Below are 19,293 nucleotides of genomic sequence, written 5' to 3'. Positions count from 1 at the left end.
CCACAATTCGATGACTAACTCAGCCTTATTTACTTTGCCTGCCCCAGAAAAGGCCGGCGACACGCGCGTTATTGCCAACTTACTTGGCTCTGCGCTGCCCCTTACGATTGCCCAACTTGCCAATCAGCAACACAGAATGATGTTGCTCGTGGTGCCTGACAATCAAACCGCATTGAAGTTACAGCCAGAAATTAGCCAGTTCACTGGCAGCGAATGCCATGTGTTCCCTGATTGGGAGACATTGCCTTACGACAATTTCTCGCCGCACCAAGACATTATTTCTGACCGCATTGCACGCTTGTACCAATTGCCTCAGCAAACCTCTGGCATCGTTATTATTCCGGTAAGCACGCTGTTACAACGTGTCATGCCGCGCTCATTCTTGGTTCAACACGCGTTGATCGTAAAGAAAGGCGACCGCGTTTCACTGGAAAAACTGCGCCATCAGCTTGAGCTTTCAGGCTATCGCCATGTGGATCAAGTGATTGAACATGGTGAATACGCCAGTCGTGGTTCGATCATCGATTTGTTCCCTATGGGGTCTAACCAACCGTATCGTATCGATTTCTTTGATGATGAAGTCGATACCATTCGTGAGTTCGACCCTGAGAATCAACGTTCGACACAAGAACTTGACCAGATCAACCTGCTTCCCGCGCACGAATTCCCAACCGATGATGACGCCGTAGAGCAATTCCGTGGTCGTTGGCGAGAGCGCTTTGACGCGCGCCGTGAACCCGAATCGATTTACCAACAGGTCAGCAAGAAAACATGGCCATCGGGCATCGAGTACTGGCAGCCGCTTTTCTTTGAGCACACAGAAACGCTGTTTGATTACCTGCCAGAAAACACCTTACTTCTGACCTCAGGCGATTTGGAAACCTCGGTACGCAGCTTCCTTGCTGATGCAGATTACCGTTTTGACCAACGACGCGTTGATCCGATGCGCCCATTGCTCGCGCCTAATGAGTTATGGCAAACCGTCGACGAGCTGTTTTCTGCATTCAAAGCCTACCCTCGCATCAAGCTAGAACGCGAAACCACAGACAACAAAGCTGGCCGTCAAAATGCCGCCATTTCGTTGTTGCCTGAACTGACCGTTAATCAGCAACTCAAAGAACCGCTAGGTGCGCTGCGCAAATTCTCAGAAGACTTCAACGGCAAAATCGTTTTCTCTGTTGAGACGGAAGGCCGTCGCGAAGCCATGCTCGATTTGTTGGCGCGCATTAAAATCCGCCCTATGGTTTGCGAATCCTTGGATGAGGCCATTGCCTCCCCGAGCCTGTTCGCGTTGGTTGTTGGCCCCGCAGAGATAGGCTTTATCTCGGAAGATCCGAAATTCGCACTGATTTGTGAAAGCAATTTATTGGGTGCGCGCGTCGTGCAACAACGTCGTCGCGACAACAAAAAAACCACCAGCAATAGCGATACCTTGATCCGTAACCTGGCAGAGCTGCAGCCAGGTCAGCCCGTCGTTCACCTTGAGCACGGTGTGGGTCGTTATATTGGATTACAAACGCTCGAAGCAGGCGGCATCGAAACTGAATACGTCACCTTGGAATATCAGCAAGGCTCAAAGCTTTATGTTCCCGTCGCTTCACTGCACTTGATCAGCCGTTACAGCGGCGGTGCGGAAGAAACCGCCCCACTTCACCGTTTAGGTGGCGATGTATGGGAAAAAGCCCGTAAGAAGGCGGCTGAAAAAGTCCGAGACGTGGCGGCTGAACTGTTGGATGTATACGCAAAACGTGCCACCAAACCAGGCTTTGCCTTTAAGCACGATAGAGAAGCGTACCTCGATTTCTGCGCCAACTTCCCGTTTGAAGAAACCGCCGATCAGAAACAAGCGATCAATGCCGTGCTGTCTGACATGTGTCAGCCTATTGCCATGGATCGCCTTGTTTGTGGTGATGTGGGCTTTGGTAAAACCGAAGTCGCCATGCGCGCGACCTTCTTGGCCGCAAACAACAGCAAACAAGTTGCCGTGCTCGTACCAACGACGCTATTGGCACAGCAACACTTTGAAAACTTCCGCGACCGTTTTGCCAACCAACCCGTTCGCGTAGAAGTGCTTTCACGCTTTAAGTCCGCCAAAGAGCAAAAACTCATCCTTGCGGATGCCGCAGAAGGGAAAGTCGACATTCTGATCGGCACCCACAAATTGCTGCAAAGCGACGTGAAGTTCCAAGACCTTGGTTTACTTATCGTCGATGAAGAGCACCGCTTTGGTGTGCGTCAGAAAGAGAAAGTGAAAGCAATGCGCGCAGATGTCGATATTCTCACGCTGACCGCAACGCCAATCCCTCGTACCTTGAACATGGCAATGAGCGGCATGCGCGATCTTTCAATCATCGCCACACCGCCTTCACGTCGTCTCGCCATCAAAACCTTTGTGCGCGAAACCGACAAGAACTTGGTTCGTGAAGCCATGCTGCGTGAAATCATGCGTGGTGGTCAGGTTTATTTCCTCCACAACGACATCGACAGCATCGAGAAAACCGCGGATGAATTGGCGGAACTTGTGCCAGAGGCGCGCATTACCGTCGCTCATGGGCAAATGCGTGAACGCGAACTTGAGCGCATAATGTCTGATTTTTATCACCAACGTTTTAATGTCTTGGTGTGTACCACCATCATTGAAACAGGTATCGACGTACCCACCGCGAACACCATCATCATGGATCGTGCTGATCGCTTCGGTTTGGCGCAGTTGCACCAGCTTCGCGGCCGTGTGGGTCGTTCGCATCACCAAGCTTATGCGTATCTACTCACACCGCATCCAAAGCGTATGACCAAAGACGCCGTGAAACGTCTTGAAGCCATCGCGTCTTTGGAAGATTTGGGGGCAGGGTTCACGCTGGCAACCCACGATCTGGAAATCCGTGGCGCAGGTGAGTTATTGGGTGATGAGCAAAGTGGTCAAATCCAATCCATCGGTTTCACCCTTTACATGGAAATGCTTGAACAAGCTGTTGAAGCATTGAAAGAAGGCAAAGAACCGTCGCTGGAAGAACTGCTGAACCAACAAACCGATGTTGAACTGCGCCTACCCGCTTTGTTGCCAGATGCATACATACCCGACATCAATACCCGCTTGTCGCTTTACAAACGTATTGCAGGCGCGAAATCACAAGATGATGTGGAAGAGTTACGTGTCGAACTGATTGATCGCTTTGGCTTATTGCCAGATGCGGCCACAAACTTGCTGACGATTCAGCAAATAAAACTAGACGCGGCACGTCTGGGTGTAAGAAAAATTGACGCGCACGACAGAGGTGGTGTGATCGAGTTTACTCAAAACGCCCAAATTGATCCCGGCTTCTTAGTGGGTCTGTTACAATCCCACCCGAGTCGTTACCGTTTTGATGGACCCACAAAGCTAAAAATCGCTGAACCGCTGACAGATCGACGTGAGCGGGTCGCGTTTATCGAAACACTTTTAACGCAATTTGCTGACAATTTATTGGTTGCCTGAGTCTAAGGCAGTCATATGTATTCGAAACGGAGTAATGCTTTGAAGAAGCTAATTTTCCTGCTGCTGTGCACCATTAGCTGGCAAACGATGGCTGAACGCCTTTATGACGTTGAAGTTATCGTCTTTAAAAGAAACCAGAGCCCTGATGCAGTGAAAGAAAACTGGCCAGAAGCGCCGGGTGGTATCAACTTGTCTAACGCAGTTTCAGCCTATGATTCTGCGTCAATGGCTGCGCGTGGATTGACCCTTTTGCCAAAAAGCGAATGGAAATTAAACGCAGAATTTAACCGCTTATCGCGCCATGCTGGTTTTAAGCCTTTAGTGCACGTTGCTTGGCGTCAAAATGACGGAAGCAGAGGCGCCATGCCAAAAATGCGTATGGCTGCGGGTAACAACTACGGCAAAGACTATTACAAAGACGGTACACCGAAAGGCGTGCAAACCGTTGGTGGTGATGGTACCGAAAAGAAAAGCGGTTCGATGTATGAACTCGACGGTTTCATCCGTGTATACGTTCAGCACTACCTGTTTATAGAAACCGATCTTGTGCTGCGTGAGCCGGGCGAACGTAAAGTGCTGCAAGATGTCAGTGCCGTCCCTGCCCCATTAGCAGGTCAATCAGACACTGTATTGCAAGACATCGCGCAGGATGGTGAAGCAACCACAACCAATGTTGCTGCTGTCGGCACACCAAATGATGACGTGAGCTTTGCGGGTCTGCAAAAACTAGAACGTAGCTACGCCATTGAAAAATTCCTTCAGCCTTATGCCTTTGAGCAGAAACGTCGGATGCGCAGTGGGGAAATTCACTACCTCGACCATCCTCTCATGGGCTTGATCATTCAGGTCACGAAAGCAAACTAATACATAGCGCCCTCACTGAGGGCGTTTTTATTCAACTACATTCAATGTTACGCATTGAAGTCCTTTCTTATCCTAATTAAGTGCATTTAACACCATGCAAGCAAACTTGGAATTTCAAACAGATCGCCTGCTTCTTCGCGCACTAAAGCGTGTGGATGTTCAACCACTACAACGTGCCATCAGTTTCTCAGCCGACAGCATTTCACCTTGGCTTGATTGGTGCAGTGAGGGCTTTGATGAATTGGATGCAGAAGCGTGGATAAACCGCAGCCGACAAGGTTGGCTAACGGGCAGCAGCTATGAACTTGCCGTCTTCGAGCAAGACAGTGGAGACCTCGTTGGTTGTGTTTATGTGTCGAGCATTGATAGCGTCGCTAACCTTGCAAACCTTGGTTATTGGATAGCCACAAAGTATCAAGGGCGCGCGTATGCCCTAGAAGCTACAGAAGCCATTGCCAGCCTCGCTTTCAGCCACTTATTGCTTACCCGTTTAGAACTGGTGATGGACCCTGCAAACGCAGCCAGCATTCGCATAGCGGAAAAACTTCAAGCTACCTATGAGTGCCGCGCGAGAAATCGCTACATGTATAACGGCGAAGCCAAAGAAGGTTTGGTATACAGTTTGGTGCCCAGTGACCTTGGGTTTATAACTCACTAACTTTACATACTCAAACGCGTCCTCATCATGTTTATACCCAAACCATCAAGCAGCCCGCAGAGAAAGCGCGCTTGTTTTGGGTATAAATCCCCCCCATTCCAAGATTTCATGTGATTACATTAAAGGCTCAGATTTGTCGCAAAAATCCAAAACGACGCTTTCTGCATCAAAAGCGGCCCCGCAACAAAAATAGCCTCAAAGCATTGAAATAAATAAAAAATATACGGAAAGACAAAAAAGACCAGATAGACTGAAACCTTATTGCAATATATTCAAAAAGAAACTGTCACTTTGCTCAATATAATGTTGTCTATCAGTAATCTACCAAATAGCTACCATGCGAATAACAACGTTACCTTGGGCGATATTTCTTATAGGCGCCGGCCTTGCATACTTCAGTGGGCTATCAGTAAAAAAATTAGAGAAAGAGAAACAACTCAGCACGTTTGAAGCGTTAGTCGAACAACGATTAAATGCGTTAGAGAAATCCCTGTACTCGTTCCAAGAATTACAATTCTCCGGACAGTTGTATTTTCAAAACAGCCAAACATTGGATAAGGAAACCTTTCAACAATTCCTTGCGTCAAGAACGAAAAAAAATGACGGCATTCATGCTGTATTTTGGACACCTAAGGTAGATAAAAACACAGCACATCAATTTGTTCGTGACGTGGTTGAGCAGGAAGATAAGGACTATGCGCAGTTTACTCTTTACCCTGAAACACCGACTCGCTGTGGATCCGCACTAAACAAATACACGTTTCCGGTGTTGTATGTTTCCCCCGAAACACATACCAAAACCTATGTGGGATGGCGCGCCGATTCTCAATGCGAATTTGTTTTTGCCATGGAGCGCGCTTTTTTCCAGCGAAGTCCAGAAAGCCACTTCTTCAAAGATGAACATGGTGGAGGATTACGACTATTTTCTGCGATCGTGGATAAAAATGCATTGCGAGGTTTCCTCACATCCACCCTGTATTTTGAGGACTTTTTTGGTGCTATTTGGCCACATGAAAAAATCGGAAAAACCCTGCATATCACCGTCACGCCTCAGTTTAGCAACAAAGGCAGCACCTCTGCTCTGTATCAAACGACATCATTAGAAAAGATCAATGCCACCTACCCCAGTGTGCGACATTTAGTGGCCATTCCGGGTAATGAAGAAGGCGTATGGATTGAGTTTCAGCCTCTGAATTACGGCGAAGTAGAAAGCATATACAGTTTAATCGTCATGATTCTCACCATGTTGCTTACCGTGGCAACAGCAGCCTGTATTTGGTCATATTCCAATCGCTTGCAGCTCGCAAGCAAACTTGTGAAAGAACAAACCAAGAAACTCCGTTTTCAGGCTCGCCACGACCAACTAACTACCCTGCACAATCGCGTCGCGCTCGAAAAAAACCTCAAAGAAGAAAAACAAAAGATAAGCCAAGGTGTTAGCGACGGTTTCTCACTGCTTTTCATCGATTTAGACCGATTTAAAAATGTCAATGATTCGCTAGGCCACCTGATCGGTGATCGCCTACTGAGAGAAGTTGCAAAACGCTTGTTAAACATCACACAAGACAATCATAGAGTTTTCAGGTTTGGGGGAGATGAATTTGTGGTGTGTCTAAGCGGCATAACGTGCAAAGTAACGTCACTCACGTTCGCCACCCGTTACCTCAGCGCGATCAGCGACAATTACATTATCGATGAACACAACATACAACTGGGCGCTAGCATCGGCATTTCTGCAATCACAGACCCACAATTCACCTTGCTGGATATCATCCAACAAGCCGATATCGCGATGTATCATGCCAAGGAGAGCGGCGCATCCATCTCTTTTTATGAAGAACGCATGCTTAAACAAGTTCAAGCAAGGTTTAACATTGAACAAGAACTCAGTCAGGCCGTTGAGCTCGAACAGCTCTACCTCATGTACCAACCCATCTTGAAAAACAATCGCGTTGAACACTTCGAAGCCCTTCTGCGCTGGAACAACCCTAACATTGGGCAAGTCTCTCCCGCCGATTTCATTCCCATTGCGGAAGATACAAATCACATTCATCGCATTGGAAACTGGGTGTTTGTTGAAGTGTGTAAACAGCTCGATAATTGGTACATCAACGCAGATAACCACACGTTTCCCGGCATAACAGTCAACGTGTCAGCCAAGCAACTTCAATCTCCCAGCTTTGTCGACTTCGTTAAAACCCTGCTCTCTCGTCATTCATTCCCAGCGCAAAAGCTCGGTATCGAAATCACTGAATCGACACTCATTGGTAACGAGAATGTTGCCTTAGAGGCACTCAACGGACTTCGCGCACTCGGTATTCGTTTATACCTCGATGATTTCGGAACAGGCTACTCTTCGTTGTCTTTGCTGAGTTTGTATCCGTTTGATGTATTGAAAATAGACCGAAGCTTCATCACCGATGTCGCGCTCCCTGACAGTAAATCATCCCGTTTATGCTCTGCGATCATCAACCTCTCGCACGCTATCGACATTGATGTCGTCGCAGAAGGTGTTGAAACGCAGGTACAGCTCGATTGGCTGTCTGAAAAAGGTTGTGATTATGTACAAGGGTTTCTTAAATCAAGGCCGCTCCCTAAAGAACAGCTCGTTTATTGGCACCGTGCATGCCATGAGAAACCACCGATCCGAGAAAGTTAACATCAATGAACAAGGGACATATGGCAGGAAAAGAAAAGCCCAGAACATGTCTGGGCGCTTTAAAATACGTGCTGTTTCGATACGGTATCGATTTAGTGCAGCTTTAGCGATGGACGCAATACGCGGTTAATACGGCTAACCAGCATCATCAAACCGGTACGTAGCAGACCATGCAACGCGATTTGGTGCATACGGTACAGCGACACATAAACAATACGTGCCATGCGGCCTTCAACCATCATCGAACCTTTGGTCAAATTACCCATCAAGCTACCAACGGTAGAGAAACGGCTGAGTGACACCAAAGAACCATGGTCTTTATACGTGTACGCTTTCAGTTCACGGTCTGTTAGCTTCGCAACAATGTTGCTGAAACAACGGCTTGCCATTTGGTGCGCGGCTTGCGCGCGTGGTGGCACCATTGAACCGTCTTCTTGCAGGCACGCTGCACAGTCACCGATAACGAAAATGTCTTCGTCACGGGTGGTTTGGAGTGTTGGCTTCACCACCAATTGGTTAATGCGGTTGGTTTCAAGACCCGCGATGTCTTTCATGAAGTCAGGGGCTTTAATGCCCGCCGCCCACACCATGATTTGTGCTGGGATCTTGTCGCCATCTTTGGTCGTGAGGCCTTCTGCGTCTGCTTTAACAACCATGGTTGCCGTGCGAACGTTTACGCCTAACTTGATCAATTCTTGCTGAGCAGAACCAGAAATACGTGGTGGCAATGCAGGAAGAATGCGCTCACCCGCCTCTACCAAGGTCACGTTCAATTTAGAACTGTCTAGGTCTTGGAAACCGTAGTTGTGCAGTTCTTTAATTGCGTTATGAAGCTCAGCAGACAGCTCCACCCCCGTCGCGCCACCACCTACGATGGCGATATCAACAGAGCCGAGGCCCGATTTCGCGTGAAGTTTCAGAAACTCATTGTTCATTTCATTACGGAAACGACGCGCTTGTTCTGGACTATCAAGGAAAATACAGTTGTCGCGAACACCTTCAGTATTAAAGTCGTTCGATGTTGAGCCAATCGCCATCACAAGAATGTCATAGGACAGTTCACGTTGTGGCATCAGCAATTCACCGTCTTCGTCGTCACGTAGCTCTGCAAGCGTCAGGGTTTTCGTGTCACGGTCAATGTTAGAAAGGCTGCCTAATTGGAATTCGAAATGATGGTTTTTTGCATGCGCGCGATAGCTGATTGCGTCTACACCTTCATCCAATGAACCCGTTGCAACTTCGTGAAGCAATGGTTTCCATAAATGGCTCGATTTACGGTCAACCAGTGTGACTTGTGCGCGCCCCTTACGTCCGAGCGTACGGCCAAGCTTTGTCGCTAGCTCCAGGCCACCAGCACCGCCACCTACTACTACTATTTTGGTCACGATTATTTCCTCACCATGATTTTAAATTCAAACTGTTGATCACTTCGTACAGCAGCACGAAGCTAAAAATTGGGTAATGTGGGTGAGGTTTTGAATTGGCTTTTTCAGCCTTCTATCTTGCGGATTCGTTCGTTGTTCTGTTTCCGCGGATGAGCATGTTATTTTTTGATTTGTTGCTCATTTCAGACCTAATCATTATACAGTTCACTTGATCTCAATCAATTTTTAAATCTGCACATATGCATCTGTTGCAGTAAAAAACGTCAAACCTATCAAACTGAGTAACAACGAGAAACAAATGAAAAACACTCGACAACACTGGCAGTTACAACCAGTGTTGTCCTATGCACATTTGCTATGCACTTTCTTTAAATGCTTTCATTGCTTGGAGGTGAGAAGAAATGCTCTTGAATTTGTGTGTCTGGTTATCATCCCAAACAACATCGTAGTGTGGGCTCAGTAAAGAAGCGCTGCGTTGATTGTCTAGCACTTCATCTTCTGATGACAAAACCACCATGCAACGACTTGCGTTCTTTTGACGGAAGCTCTCAACACACTTGGTGCTGATGTCGCGATATTCCTCAGGACGATCGATGCGGCCTTCCATGTTTTCTTCGGGGAAAAGGTTAGGATTGAAAATGACCTGTTTAATGCCGCTTAAAAATCCAATGCGCTCAGACCAAAAACCGCCGAGTCCGACACCACAGATCAGTGGATTTTTATCATCAGACAGCGACATGTGCTTGCTGACTTCTTTGAGCAAATGTTGCATGTCATGTTTTGGATGAAGTGTGCTGTAGTTGATAAAGCGCACGTCAGGATCGATAAACTGCAACTGCAGTACTTTTTCATGGTTGCCTGGGCTTGTGGAGTCAAAGCCGTGAAGATAAATAATCACAAAAATTCCCTCTCAAGTCGCTCATAGTGAGATTGAGCACCATGACCTTCTTCGTGTGAGTCAACGTGATAACATAAATCATCCCGCTATCACATACTTTTTATAAGGTTAAAAGACAAAGCCCGAAAGCGGTCAACAAATTTGACACTCTTTGTCGACGAATTAACCAGTCACCGTTTTTGCGTGAACCCATCAGTTTTCCAAAGCACCGAGATCGTCACTAAGTGAAGCGAGGGTATTTCTGAGCGTTTTTCGCTGCGTCTCGGTGAGATGTTTGTCCATGCGTTGCAACAATTCATAACGCCTTGCTAGGTACAGTGACATGTCGCTCTGAAAGTCGTCACTCTTGAACACTACCAGCTTGGCAAAATAGGCATTGAGGCGCTGCTCTAAGGCTGGATCATCCCTTTCTTCGAATATAAGGGTTAGCTCTTCAAATAAGCCATCACGAATCGAGTAAAATACAGGGCGCATTTCAATTTGGTAGCTCGCCATTTCTTTGAATTGGTCAGACTGCTTCCTGTTTACCGAATCAATCCAATACTCAGCGCGTTCAATGAGCGTTTCTTGGCGTCGAACAAGCTGTTCGTTAGACGAACCCTCATTGGCTTTTTCAACAGCCTCATCGACCTTGGTTTGGATGGTTTTCAACCATTGCTCGGCTTGCTCATCACTGAGTGATGTGATCAAATTTGCTAATGCAGGCGTGAACCCATGAAGAGAGGCAAGAATGGTTTGATTCACGACCCCATGGTATTCATTGATTTCAGAATAACTGAGTGGCGTTTCGAGTTGGATTTCCATGTTTTCCAGCAAAGCGCGGATCTTAGGAAGTTCGTTCTGGCGATGCCACGAATGAAAGGCATCAAGGTCTCGATCGAGCTGTTTTTGTTGTGTCGATGTCATGTCGACATAGTCAGAGAGATAGTAATCTATCCAAAAAGGTAAGGTGTTGTACGCCAGCTTGTTCGTGCACGCAGAAAGACACAGGACTGCCACGATTGCCAGCAATGTTAATCTGACATCCAGTCGCCACCTTTTCATTCCCTTCCCTTCTCCTCTTGTGTCGTTTCGTCTTCTTTCGCAGTGGCCTCTAGCCTAGCATGAGGGTTTCCAATTCATGTAGACAAGTCTCTGCACGCTCTTTATACAAGGTTAAACCATAGAGTTCGTAACCAAGCAAAAACCAAAGCAAGCCAAGGTATTTCGCCACAGGCACCCACTTTTCACACACATCCAGCCAATGAACCCCATCGTCGATACGTCTCAGCGCGCAATAATGGTTTACTGCCGACGAGAGGTCGATGTCATTTGCCAACGCCGTCATGACGATGTCCAACGCCGGATCTCCCAGCGCGGCATATTCCCAATCAATCACAGAAAGCTGCCCATTCGGCGTCTTGATCAGATTGTAATAGCCCAAATCGTAATGACACATGGTCAGCGCCAAACCGCTTTTGAACGCGTGTCGCTGAAAATGTGCATGGACCTTGGTCACCCTATCCGTTTTCGCAGAATCACTGAGATGCGCAAAATAGTGCTGCGCCTTTTCAAACGGGTCAAACGTATTCGTGGGCGGCGTCATTTCATGGATACGCACCAACAGTGGCATCACGGTCTCCACATCGGCGCTGTCAAGGACTTCACCGTCAATCCAAGCCGTGAGCAGCCCTTCTGGTATCACACACACAGGCTTGCTGGTTAAGCCGGCGTCATAACCTAGGACAAGGGCATTGAACTCATGTTCCCTGCTCGCGCCAAAAACCCGAGCACCTTCGCCTTGCGGTCGCCACACGTAACGATGCCCTTCAGCATCTTGCAACACCATACAGCGATTACTCAGCCCACCAACCAAATATTCTGCTGATGTAATAATGCAATAAGGCCGCAGTGTGTCTATCACTGCGGCCTTTTCATCTATTGCGTTGCTGTGCACGTATTACCAACCAAGCACTGATTTAGACTGCTTCTTACGAATTTCAGTTTCATCAGCCCATTCAATCAAACCTGTTTCCAGATCCATCAAACGCATGGTCATTTTGTAATAAACGTCTTCGTCGCTGCCAGCACGTTTGTTGATGCTTGAAAGGTTGCCATACAGCATGTACTGCGCCCCTACCATCTTACCAAACTGGATTGCGGTACCAGGGTTAACCAAGGCATCGTTGTTCTGGAAATCAAGTTGGTCACGCACCGCGTCAACACGTGTCATGTCCACGAAGCGGAACTTGCCCGATTTCAGCATACGTGTGCTGATGCTGTCAGTGATGGATTCCGTATCAATATGCTCTGCCGTTTTGTTCTTGATGGATTCAACAAAAACAATCGGACGATCGTTACGGGTAATGGCAGAAATTGCGCCCGAAGAAAGCATGCTATCCGTCATATCAACGGCGATTTTTTGCAGGTCGGTTGAACCGAACTCGATGGTGGTGGTTTCCACTTCCTGCGCGTCACCATAGCTCACTTTCTGCGAACATCCCCCCATGATGAGTGCAACACTCATCAGCGCTATTACGCTCTTATTCATTTTACTTTCCTGTTTTAGTCTCTAATCAGACGTATCACTGAACATTACGCAATGACACACGAAAATTCTTAGCATTTGGATTTAATGCCACACCTTGAAGCGTCACCGTGTCGTTACCGTAGACGATAAACTGTCGCCAGGGTGATTTGCCACTGTCGACCTCTAACCCTTGTTCGTCATACCAGTTAAAACGGTATTGCAGATTTTGCGACTCGCTGCTTTTGTTCGTCACCATCACTTGCGCCAACAAACGCTCGTTCACTTCGCTGGTTTTCGCATTACCGAATTCCAGAGACTTGCCCAGCACTTCATTGCCAAGTACGACGTTTTGGTTGCTGCTGTCTATGCTGATTCCCGATGTGTTTTGCGCACATCCACTTAAGACCATTGCTGCACTGAACAGTATCACTGAGATACGCATCAGATTCCTCCTAAATTACCCTGCCAATGAACAACATTTCCACCTTGTCGTGACAACCACAAAAGCGTTGTTTGGCCGGGGTTAAGTGTAACGTTAATTGTTTTGCCATCAGCGGTCACTGCATGCTGTCCGGCGGCATAAAAACCACTGTAAACACCCGCGGTTTGTGGCAATGTTTGCCAGCTGCGCGTGTCGGGTTGATCGCTCAACGCGTTAAAGATGCTCGCAACCAAGTTGCCTACACCACTTTCATCTTGTTCGGCTAACGACTTACGCACTTCGTTTTTCGCCACAACACGCAAGACTTGTCGAACAGCAATTGCTGGCATCGCCTCATTTAGAGACTGCTGCGCCATGGCGTTTACATCGGTCAGTTGCGCCGGCATCACTGCGTTTCCGTCAATCGTCAATGCCTTTTGAGGGGCGCTTGATGTTGAACGGTAATAAGGCAATGACACAGAGTAAGACACCGGATTGCCTCGACTGTCGAACAACCATAAAGGCAAGCGCCAAGCATCACGGGCATTCACGACACCCTGCTCGTTGATGATCACTAACTGCGCCTGAGATCTCGACGGCTTTTTATATTTGCCGTACTGTTTCTCAAGCAGTTTCAATTCACTTTGCCTACCTTGCTTGAACGCCACGCGCATCGCTGCTTTCGCGACAAAAGCATTGTCTGGCTCAACCGCAAGAGCGCGATTGTAGTCAATAAATGCACCGTTCAAATTCCGTTCTGCTTCATACAGTAGACCGGATAGATAGAAAAGATATCCATTTTGAACGCTACTGAGCATTTTCCCAGCATCGGGATAACGAGACAGGATCGCACCCACATTGTCGGATATGCCGTTCTGTTTCACCGAATTTTTGGTTTGTTCAAGTTCACTTTCGCGCAATTTACGTGCTTCTTCTTGCACGCGATTTGCACGTCGCACTTCAACTAACGCACCTTCTAAATCGTTTTTCTGAAGGTAATCCAACATCAAGTAAAGGTGCAAAAAGCCCAGTTCGTAATCTGGAGGAGAATACGTCAGCATGTTGTCATTACTCAACAAGGAACCGACCTGATTCAACCCTTCAGACAACTGAATAACCGCTGCACGTTGTTGTTCGACAGCAGCCGCGTCAGCCGTTTGTAACGCCTCTTCACTCACCACTTGGTCACCCGCCAGCATAGCGACACGACCACGTTCCATGCCGTCCAGTATAGGACTGTCAGGTGTGTCGGGGAGCGACGCTAACGCCGCGTTCCATTCACCTTGCTTTGCGAGTGCATGCGTACTTTGCAACGCGGCCGAATAATGGCTAAACAGCGTTTGAACAGAAAGATTGGCACAGCCCACTAACGCCAAGCTAAACACAGCGACGGTCAGGGTTCGCGAACGCCCGAAATTCTGTCTTGTCGTTTTAACAGCAGCTTTCAATCGACATGTGAAAGCTGATTTAACATGACGGCGCATTAACCGATGAGCATCGGGCCCAAAGGACGGCCACCCACAAGATGCATGTGAATGTGGTAAACCTCTTGGCCACCATGAACGTTGCAGTTCATGATCAGGCGGTAACCATCTTCATCAATGCCTTCTTCTTTCGCCAACTTACGCGCAACAGTGAACATACGACCCAATGCCAACTCGTCATCAGCTTCAATGTCGTTGACCGTTGGGATTAGCTTGTTGGGAATAATGAGAATATGGCTAGGCGCACGAGGGTTGATATCTCGAAATGCAGTCACGAGATCATCTTGATAAACCACGTCAGCAGGGATTTCCTTGCGAATGATTTTACTGAAAATGGTTTCTTCGGCCACGGGATACTCCAAATGAATGATTTCATGAAGTTGTCAGTATGCTAGAGACTGTCGCAATGAGCAATATTGAACAGTGTTTTAAAAGGGTATGTGTCTAGAATTGTTGCGCTTCGCTCACTCCCCTCCATATCCGCCACTGCAAAATGCCTATTTCACAACGCGCTTTTTCCATTTGTGTCATTGACCTGTTGTTTATTAACCAAACTCTCAGCAATTTTGCGAATAGGTTCAAATACTCGGAAGTCTGACGATTTTTTACCATAAAGATTTTGAAATACTGGCGGATGACATAGAAGAGCAACGCCTAAGCGTCGTGAGAACGTCATGCTCACAAATAAATTCGAAAGCAAAAGGCGCTTACGTATTGATTGCTGCATTTATTGCAACTCGCCATCTGTTTAGCGAGTGCATTTTAGGGAAGCACTAGAGAATACTCTGGTGGGAGGAATTCAAATGGCTAAAACGCGTCAAAGCTCCGTCATCCGTAGGATGTACGCAGGGTTTGCTGTGCTCGCCGTCAGTCTTGTGGCGACGAACACCCTCAATTTAAGCAGTTCAGAGAAAATTCACGGTCAACTCGAGGTCGTCACCTCTGAAGCGTTGCCCTTGGTATCTTTGTCTAATGAAGCCAGTGTTAGCCTTCTTGCAGCTGACAAAATCTTCAAAGACTACCTTACCAGCAGCAATGTGACCCAAAGTGAACAGGTGCTTGAGAAGTTTAACGCCGCCCAACAAAAGTTCGATATTGCCCTGAGTCAGCTCTATACCGCGACATCACAGCAAGAAGAGCTTACCTCTCAGCTAGAATCCTTACGAGAAATCGAGAAACGGTATTTCTCCGAAGCCTCTGTCGCTATCAGCAACTATCAGCGCCAGCAAACCGCAAAAGATGAAGGCGTAACAGCCGCTCGCCAGTTCCAGCGCATGAACACATCACTTGCGTTAGGCATGCAGGACTTCATTGCGAACAATGGCTCTACCACAGTAAAAATCATTTCAAAAACCTACTTTAAGAAGCTGCAAGAAACCGAAACGCACACGTCTGATGCACTCGCGAGCAACAAGCTCAATGATATAACCAAGGCGATGTCTGAAAACAAACGCAGCGTCAAGCAACTCAACTACTCTTTCCGCTCACTGAACTCTCAGCTACCTGAGCTAAAAGAGAAATTTCAAAAAGACCTCGATGCATTCACCCGTGATGTGAGCCGTGAAGGCGGTGTACTGGATCAACATTACGCCTACCTGGTCGCAACCAATGAGCTGTACGCCAACATTGGTAATCTCGCTGTAGAAGTTGATAACGCGATGTCCATTCTGGATCAATTCCGCGATCAAGCGAATTCCGTGATGGCATCGTCCATCGAACAAGCGAATGCCTCCTTTGAAAACGGGGTAAAACAAACCATTTTCATTGGCGTTTTGGTACTCGCCATTACCTTCTTTATCGGTTGGCACATTGCGCGCAGCGTTCGTAAACCGCTGGTGAGTACCTTGTCAGTCCTTGAGTCTTTGACGCAAGGTGACATGACCAAACGCATCGATGTGAAAGAGCACAATGAATTTGGTCAGCTGGCTGATCACATCAATACCTTGGCGGCGAACCTGCAGGGCATCCTTCGTCAAATCCGTGATGCAGCTGAAGACCAAGCAGAAGTGGCAGCCCAGAACCAAACCACCACGCTTGAAGCGAAAACACAGCTCAACGAACAGCGCCAACAGACGACGGCTGTTGCAGCGGCCATGACCGAGATGGAGCATTCTGTTCAAGACGTCGCCAACAGCGCGCAACAAACCATGGATAAAGTGATGGAAGTGAGCGATGCCGCCGCGAAAGGTCGTGAGATCATGACGCGCAGCATCAGCACAACCCACCAGCTATCCACCCGTTTAGACCAATCGGTAGCTGTAGTTTCATCTCTGCAAGAAATGTCTGCCAGTATTGAAACCATCTTGGATGTCATCAGCAACATCGCCGACCAAACAAACTTGCTCGCGCTAAACGCTGCGATCGAAGCCGCACGCGCTGGCGAACAAGGCAGAGGCTTTGCTGTGGTTGCCGATGAAGTGCGTGTTCTCGCAAAGCGCACCTCTGATTCCACCTCTGAAATTGAAGACATGATCAGCAAGCTTCAACAGCAATCTCGCGAAGCCGTGTCTGTGATGCAGGAGTGTGTGGATGAGATGAGCAACAGCGTCACGCAAGCATCCGACGCCAACTCTGCCATGGAAGAGATTGAAGCCATCATCATGATGATCAGCGACATGAGCAGCCAAATTGCGCAAGCCGCATCTGAACAACGCACCACCTCAGCAGATATTGCCCGCAACGTAGAACACATCAGCTTCATTGCTGATAACAGCTACAGCGCAATGCAAAACGTCGCAGGGGCAAGTGAACGTTTAGACCAACAAGCCGTTAGCCAAAACGAGTTGGTGCATAAATTCACGGTATAACCGCCACACCGTTCCACAAATAAAAACGGGCAGCTTCTCGCTGCCCGTTTTTATTGCGCTATTTTTCATCGTTCACAGTGGCTTCGCGGCACGATGCTCCTGCCCCCACCTAAGCAAAAAGTGCTCACGAAAAAGTGCCTGTCTCGCTTATTGCCTGGTCTCGTTTATCGCTTGATGCGATAAAGGTGCCCTTTTTCATACTGATTGTCTGATTCACAAACACAAAGCCAGCCCAACTTCCTTGCAACCGCTCGGCTCGCTGTATTGTCATTAGCGATAAACACTTGCACCTTGCCTAAATCCGTTGTGTCCGGCAGTTTCTCTACCGCCATACGGCACATGTCTGCGGCGAAGCCTTTTCCCCAGTGCGCTTTTAGCAAGAAATAGGCAAAATCTTGGACGCCATCGATGACTTTTATCCCACAAAACCCAACAAGATCATTCGTGCCTTTTGTGCGGAATACATGCCGCGTTGCAGCATTCAATTCCAACTCAAACCACGCTGACGCTTCTTCATCAGTCAAAGGTCTTCGGGGACCAAGAAATCGCATCACCACTGAATCTTGAAGAAAATCAAAGACCGCCGATTTATCTTCTGGCAGCAGTGACGAAATGGTCAGGTTATCCAATGTACTGTCCTCAGTAGTCTTTATGCCTCAGTAGCATTCATGTGCCGTGTTCACTCGGGCACCTGCATTTCGATGTTCAGTTGCCCCTCAAGACCCGCCTCGCGATGAACGCGTAACGCATTGAAGTCATCGCAGGAAGTCATGTCTATCAATGCCTGTCGAGACGGATACTTCACAATCACCATCGCATCCCACAGCGCATCCACGTCTCCAATGATAAGCCCTGTCACTTCAGCAAAATATACGACTTCAGCGCCATAGCGTGTTAATACGTCTAACATAGGCTGCCCATAAAGGTCATACGCCGCCTTGCCACTTAGCGTGCTAGGGCGGCCATCCGCGTATTCTGCTTTCGCTTTGAACTTAAAAAGATTCAACAGTTGTATCGGCTTATTATCGTGCGCTTCATGCAGCGCTAACATTTGTGCGTCTGTTGGGTAAAGGGCGTTCGTGACGTTCATGGGAAACTTTCCATTTTAAGCAAGTACTTCTCTCACCCTACTACGCACCAAAATGACATTAAAGCCCATTAAATGAATATGTTAACGTTTAGCTGTTCATCACGGAAAAATGAAAAAACATGTAGACGAGATAGCAACGAATGTACGAGCACATCGGGAGAGGACGGATGAAAATAGCGAATCTTTTGATGTGACACACTTCGCATTTTCGTTCGATTAGTATACTATGCGCCACCCCAATTTTTCGGCTCAAGCCTCCAGGTTATTATGTCGTTCAACACGTCCTCTGAAGCGTCGTCTAATGCTCTCTATACCGATTTGTCTGGCTACTATGATTTGATGTGCGTAGACATCAACTACGAAGCACAAAGTCAAACCATTCAAAGGCTGCATCAACTGTTTGGAAACAAGGGAAACCGCCACCTTGACCTTGCTTGTGGTACAGGCCCGCATGTTCGCTATTTCCTTGACTATGGCTATCAAAGCAGTGGATTGGACATCAACCAACCCATGCTCGACATCGCGCAAACACGTTGCCCTGAAGCCCAGTTTTCGCTTCAAGATATGTGTACTTTCGCGGTGGATGAACCGAAAGATCTGATCACCTGCTTCTTGTATTCCATGCACTACAGCGGTGAGATTGCACGCTTAAAAGCCTTGATTGAAAGCGTCTATAACGCACTGAGCCCTGAAGGCATTTTTTGTTTTAATGCGGTGGACAAAGACAAGATCAACAATGATTCGTTTGTTCGTCACAGTGCTGACAACGAGGGAAGCCATTTTGTGTTTCAATCATGCTGGCATTACAGCGGCGAAGGTGAAAAGCAATCGCTACGATTGAACATCGAGAAAACAACCGATGACGAAACGCAAATCTGGCATGACGAACACCCGATGGTTGCAGTGAGCTTTAGCGAGCTACAAACGCTGCTTGCGCCTTACTTTGATGTTTACATGTTCGAGCACGATTACGACAAAATCATTCCTTTGGATAACGCATCTGGTAATGCGCTATTGGTCTGTGTGAAAAAGTCTTAATTGCT

At 47.6% G+C, this 19,293-nt stretch carries 16 protein-coding genes; 6 read left to right on the top strand and 10 right to left on the bottom strand.

Annotation, left to right across the window (positions count from 1 at the left end; translation table 11 throughout):
• Positions 1-10 precede the first annotated feature (10 nt).
• From mfd to BCT27_RS24400, 4 genes are all read left to right on the top strand, one after another.
• On the top strand, positions 11-3,475 hold the full coding sequence (mfd, locus tag BCT27_RS24415; protein WP_102397058.1) for a transcription-repair coupling factor: 3,465 nt from the start codon (positions 11-13) through the stop codon (positions 3,473-3,475).
• Positions 3,476-3,514: 39 nt separating this feature from the next.
• Entirely contained in the window at positions 3,515-4,339 is an 825-nt protein-coding gene (locus BCT27_RS24410; RefSeq protein ID WP_241908645.1) for a peptidoglycan binding protein CsiV, read from the top strand.
• A gap of 106 nt (positions 4,340-4,445) precedes the next feature.
• The gene (locus BCT27_RS24405; RefSeq protein WP_241908644.1) at positions 4,446-4,997 is read left to right on the top strand and encodes a GNAT family N-acetyltransferase; all 552 of its coding nucleotides are present in this window, start codon (positions 4,446-4,448) and stop codon (positions 4,995-4,997) included.
• 337 nt (positions 4,998-5,334) lie between these two features.
• The gene (locus tag BCT27_RS24400) at positions 5,335-7,656 is read left to right on the top strand and encodes a bifunctional diguanylate cyclase/phosphodiesterase (protein WP_102397055.1); all 2,322 of its coding nucleotides are present in this window, start codon (positions 5,335-5,337) and stop codon (positions 7,654-7,656) included.
• 92 nt (positions 7,657-7,748) lie between these two features.
• Here BCT27_RS24400 and BCT27_RS24395 read toward each other — a convergent pair whose 3' ends face one another.
• The 8 genes from BCT27_RS24395 to hinT all read right to left on the bottom strand — a co-directional run bounded on the left by BCT27_RS24395 (position 7,749) and on the right by hinT (position 14,703).
• Complete coding sequence (locus BCT27_RS24395) at positions 7,749-9,041, bottom strand: NAD(P)/FAD-dependent oxidoreductase (protein WP_102397054.1); 1,293 nt, start codon at positions 9,039-9,041, stop codon at positions 7,749-7,751.
• Positions 9,042-9,396: 355 nt separating this feature from the next.
• A complete protein-coding gene (gene ycfP / locus BCT27_RS24390) occupies positions 9,397-9,939 on the bottom strand; it encodes an alpha/beta hydrolase YcfP (RefSeq protein WP_017009070.1) in 543 nt (180 codons plus the stop codon).
• Positions 9,940-10,131: 192 nt separating this feature from the next.
• A complete protein-coding gene (locus BCT27_RS24385) occupies positions 10,132-10,983 on the bottom strand; it encodes a DUF6279 family lipoprotein (RefSeq protein ID WP_102397053.1) in 852 nt (283 codons plus the stop codon).
• Positions 10,984-11,032: 49 nt separating this feature from the next.
• The gene (locus tag BCT27_RS24380) at positions 11,033-11,842 is read right to left on the bottom strand and encodes a phosphotransferase (RefSeq protein WP_241908643.1); all 810 of its coding nucleotides are present in this window, start codon (positions 11,840-11,842) and stop codon (positions 11,033-11,035) included.
• Between the two features lie 36 nt (positions 11,843-11,878).
• Positions 11,879-12,469, bottom strand: coding sequence for a penicillin-binding protein activator LpoB (lpoB, locus tag BCT27_RS24375; RefSeq protein ID WP_017009067.1), 591 nt, complete (start codon positions 12,467-12,469; stop codon positions 11,879-11,881).
• A gap of 34 nt (positions 12,470-12,503) precedes the next feature.
• Positions 12,504-12,890, bottom strand: coding sequence for a YcfL family putative periplasmic lipoprotein (locus BCT27_RS24370; protein ID WP_017009066.1), 387 nt, complete (start codon positions 12,888-12,890; stop codon positions 12,504-12,506).
• Positions 12,890-14,353 carry a COG3014 family protein gene (locus BCT27_RS24365; protein ID WP_102318924.1) on the bottom strand — a complete coding sequence of 488 codons (1,464 nt, stop codon included), beginning with the start codon at positions 14,351-14,353 and terminating at the stop codon, positions 12,890-12,892. The genes BCT27_RS24370 and BCT27_RS24365 overlap by 1 nt, the downstream gene beginning before the upstream one ends.
• Positions 14,353-14,703, bottom strand: coding sequence for a purine nucleoside phosphoramidase (gene hinT / locus BCT27_RS24360; protein WP_102318925.1), 351 nt, complete (start codon positions 14,701-14,703; stop codon positions 14,353-14,355). The genes BCT27_RS24365 and hinT overlap by 1 nt, the downstream gene beginning before the upstream one ends.
• Before the next feature lie 453 nt (positions 14,704-15,156).
• Here hinT and BCT27_RS24355 point away from each other — a divergent pair, with 453 nt between their 5' ends.
• Positions 15,157-17,160, top strand: a complete 2,004-nt coding sequence (locus BCT27_RS24355) for a methyl-accepting chemotaxis protein (RefSeq protein WP_102318926.1) — start codon at positions 15,157-15,159, stop codon at positions 17,158-17,160.
• 164 nt (positions 17,161-17,324) lie between these two features.
• Here BCT27_RS24355 and BCT27_RS24350 read toward each other — a convergent pair whose 3' ends face one another.
• The gene (locus BCT27_RS24350; RefSeq protein WP_102397051.1) at positions 17,325-17,789 is read right to left on the bottom strand and encodes a GNAT family N-acetyltransferase; all 465 of its coding nucleotides are present in this window, start codon (positions 17,787-17,789) and stop codon (positions 17,325-17,327) included.
• Positions 17,790-17,839: 50 nt separating this feature from the next.
• Entirely contained in the window at positions 17,840-18,250 is a 411-nt protein-coding gene (locus BCT27_RS24345) for a DUF1330 domain-containing protein (protein WP_102397050.1), read from the bottom strand.
• Between the two features lie 267 nt (positions 18,251-18,517).
• Between BCT27_RS24345 and BCT27_RS24340 the strand changes: the two genes are divergently transcribed.
• A complete protein-coding gene (locus BCT27_RS24340) occupies positions 18,518-19,288 on the top strand; it encodes a class I SAM-dependent DNA methyltransferase (RefSeq protein ID WP_102397049.1) in 771 nt (256 codons plus the stop codon).
• The last annotated feature ends 5 nt before the right edge of the window (positions 19,289-19,293 follow it).

Origin of the sequence: Enterovibrio norvegicus, from assembly GCF_002876705.1 — a bacterium.
Classification (GTDB): domain Bacteria; phylum Pseudomonadota; class Gammaproteobacteria; order Enterobacterales; family Vibrionaceae; genus Enterovibrio; species Enterovibrio norvegicus_B.
This window is presented reverse-complemented; position numbering and strand designations above follow the sequence as displayed.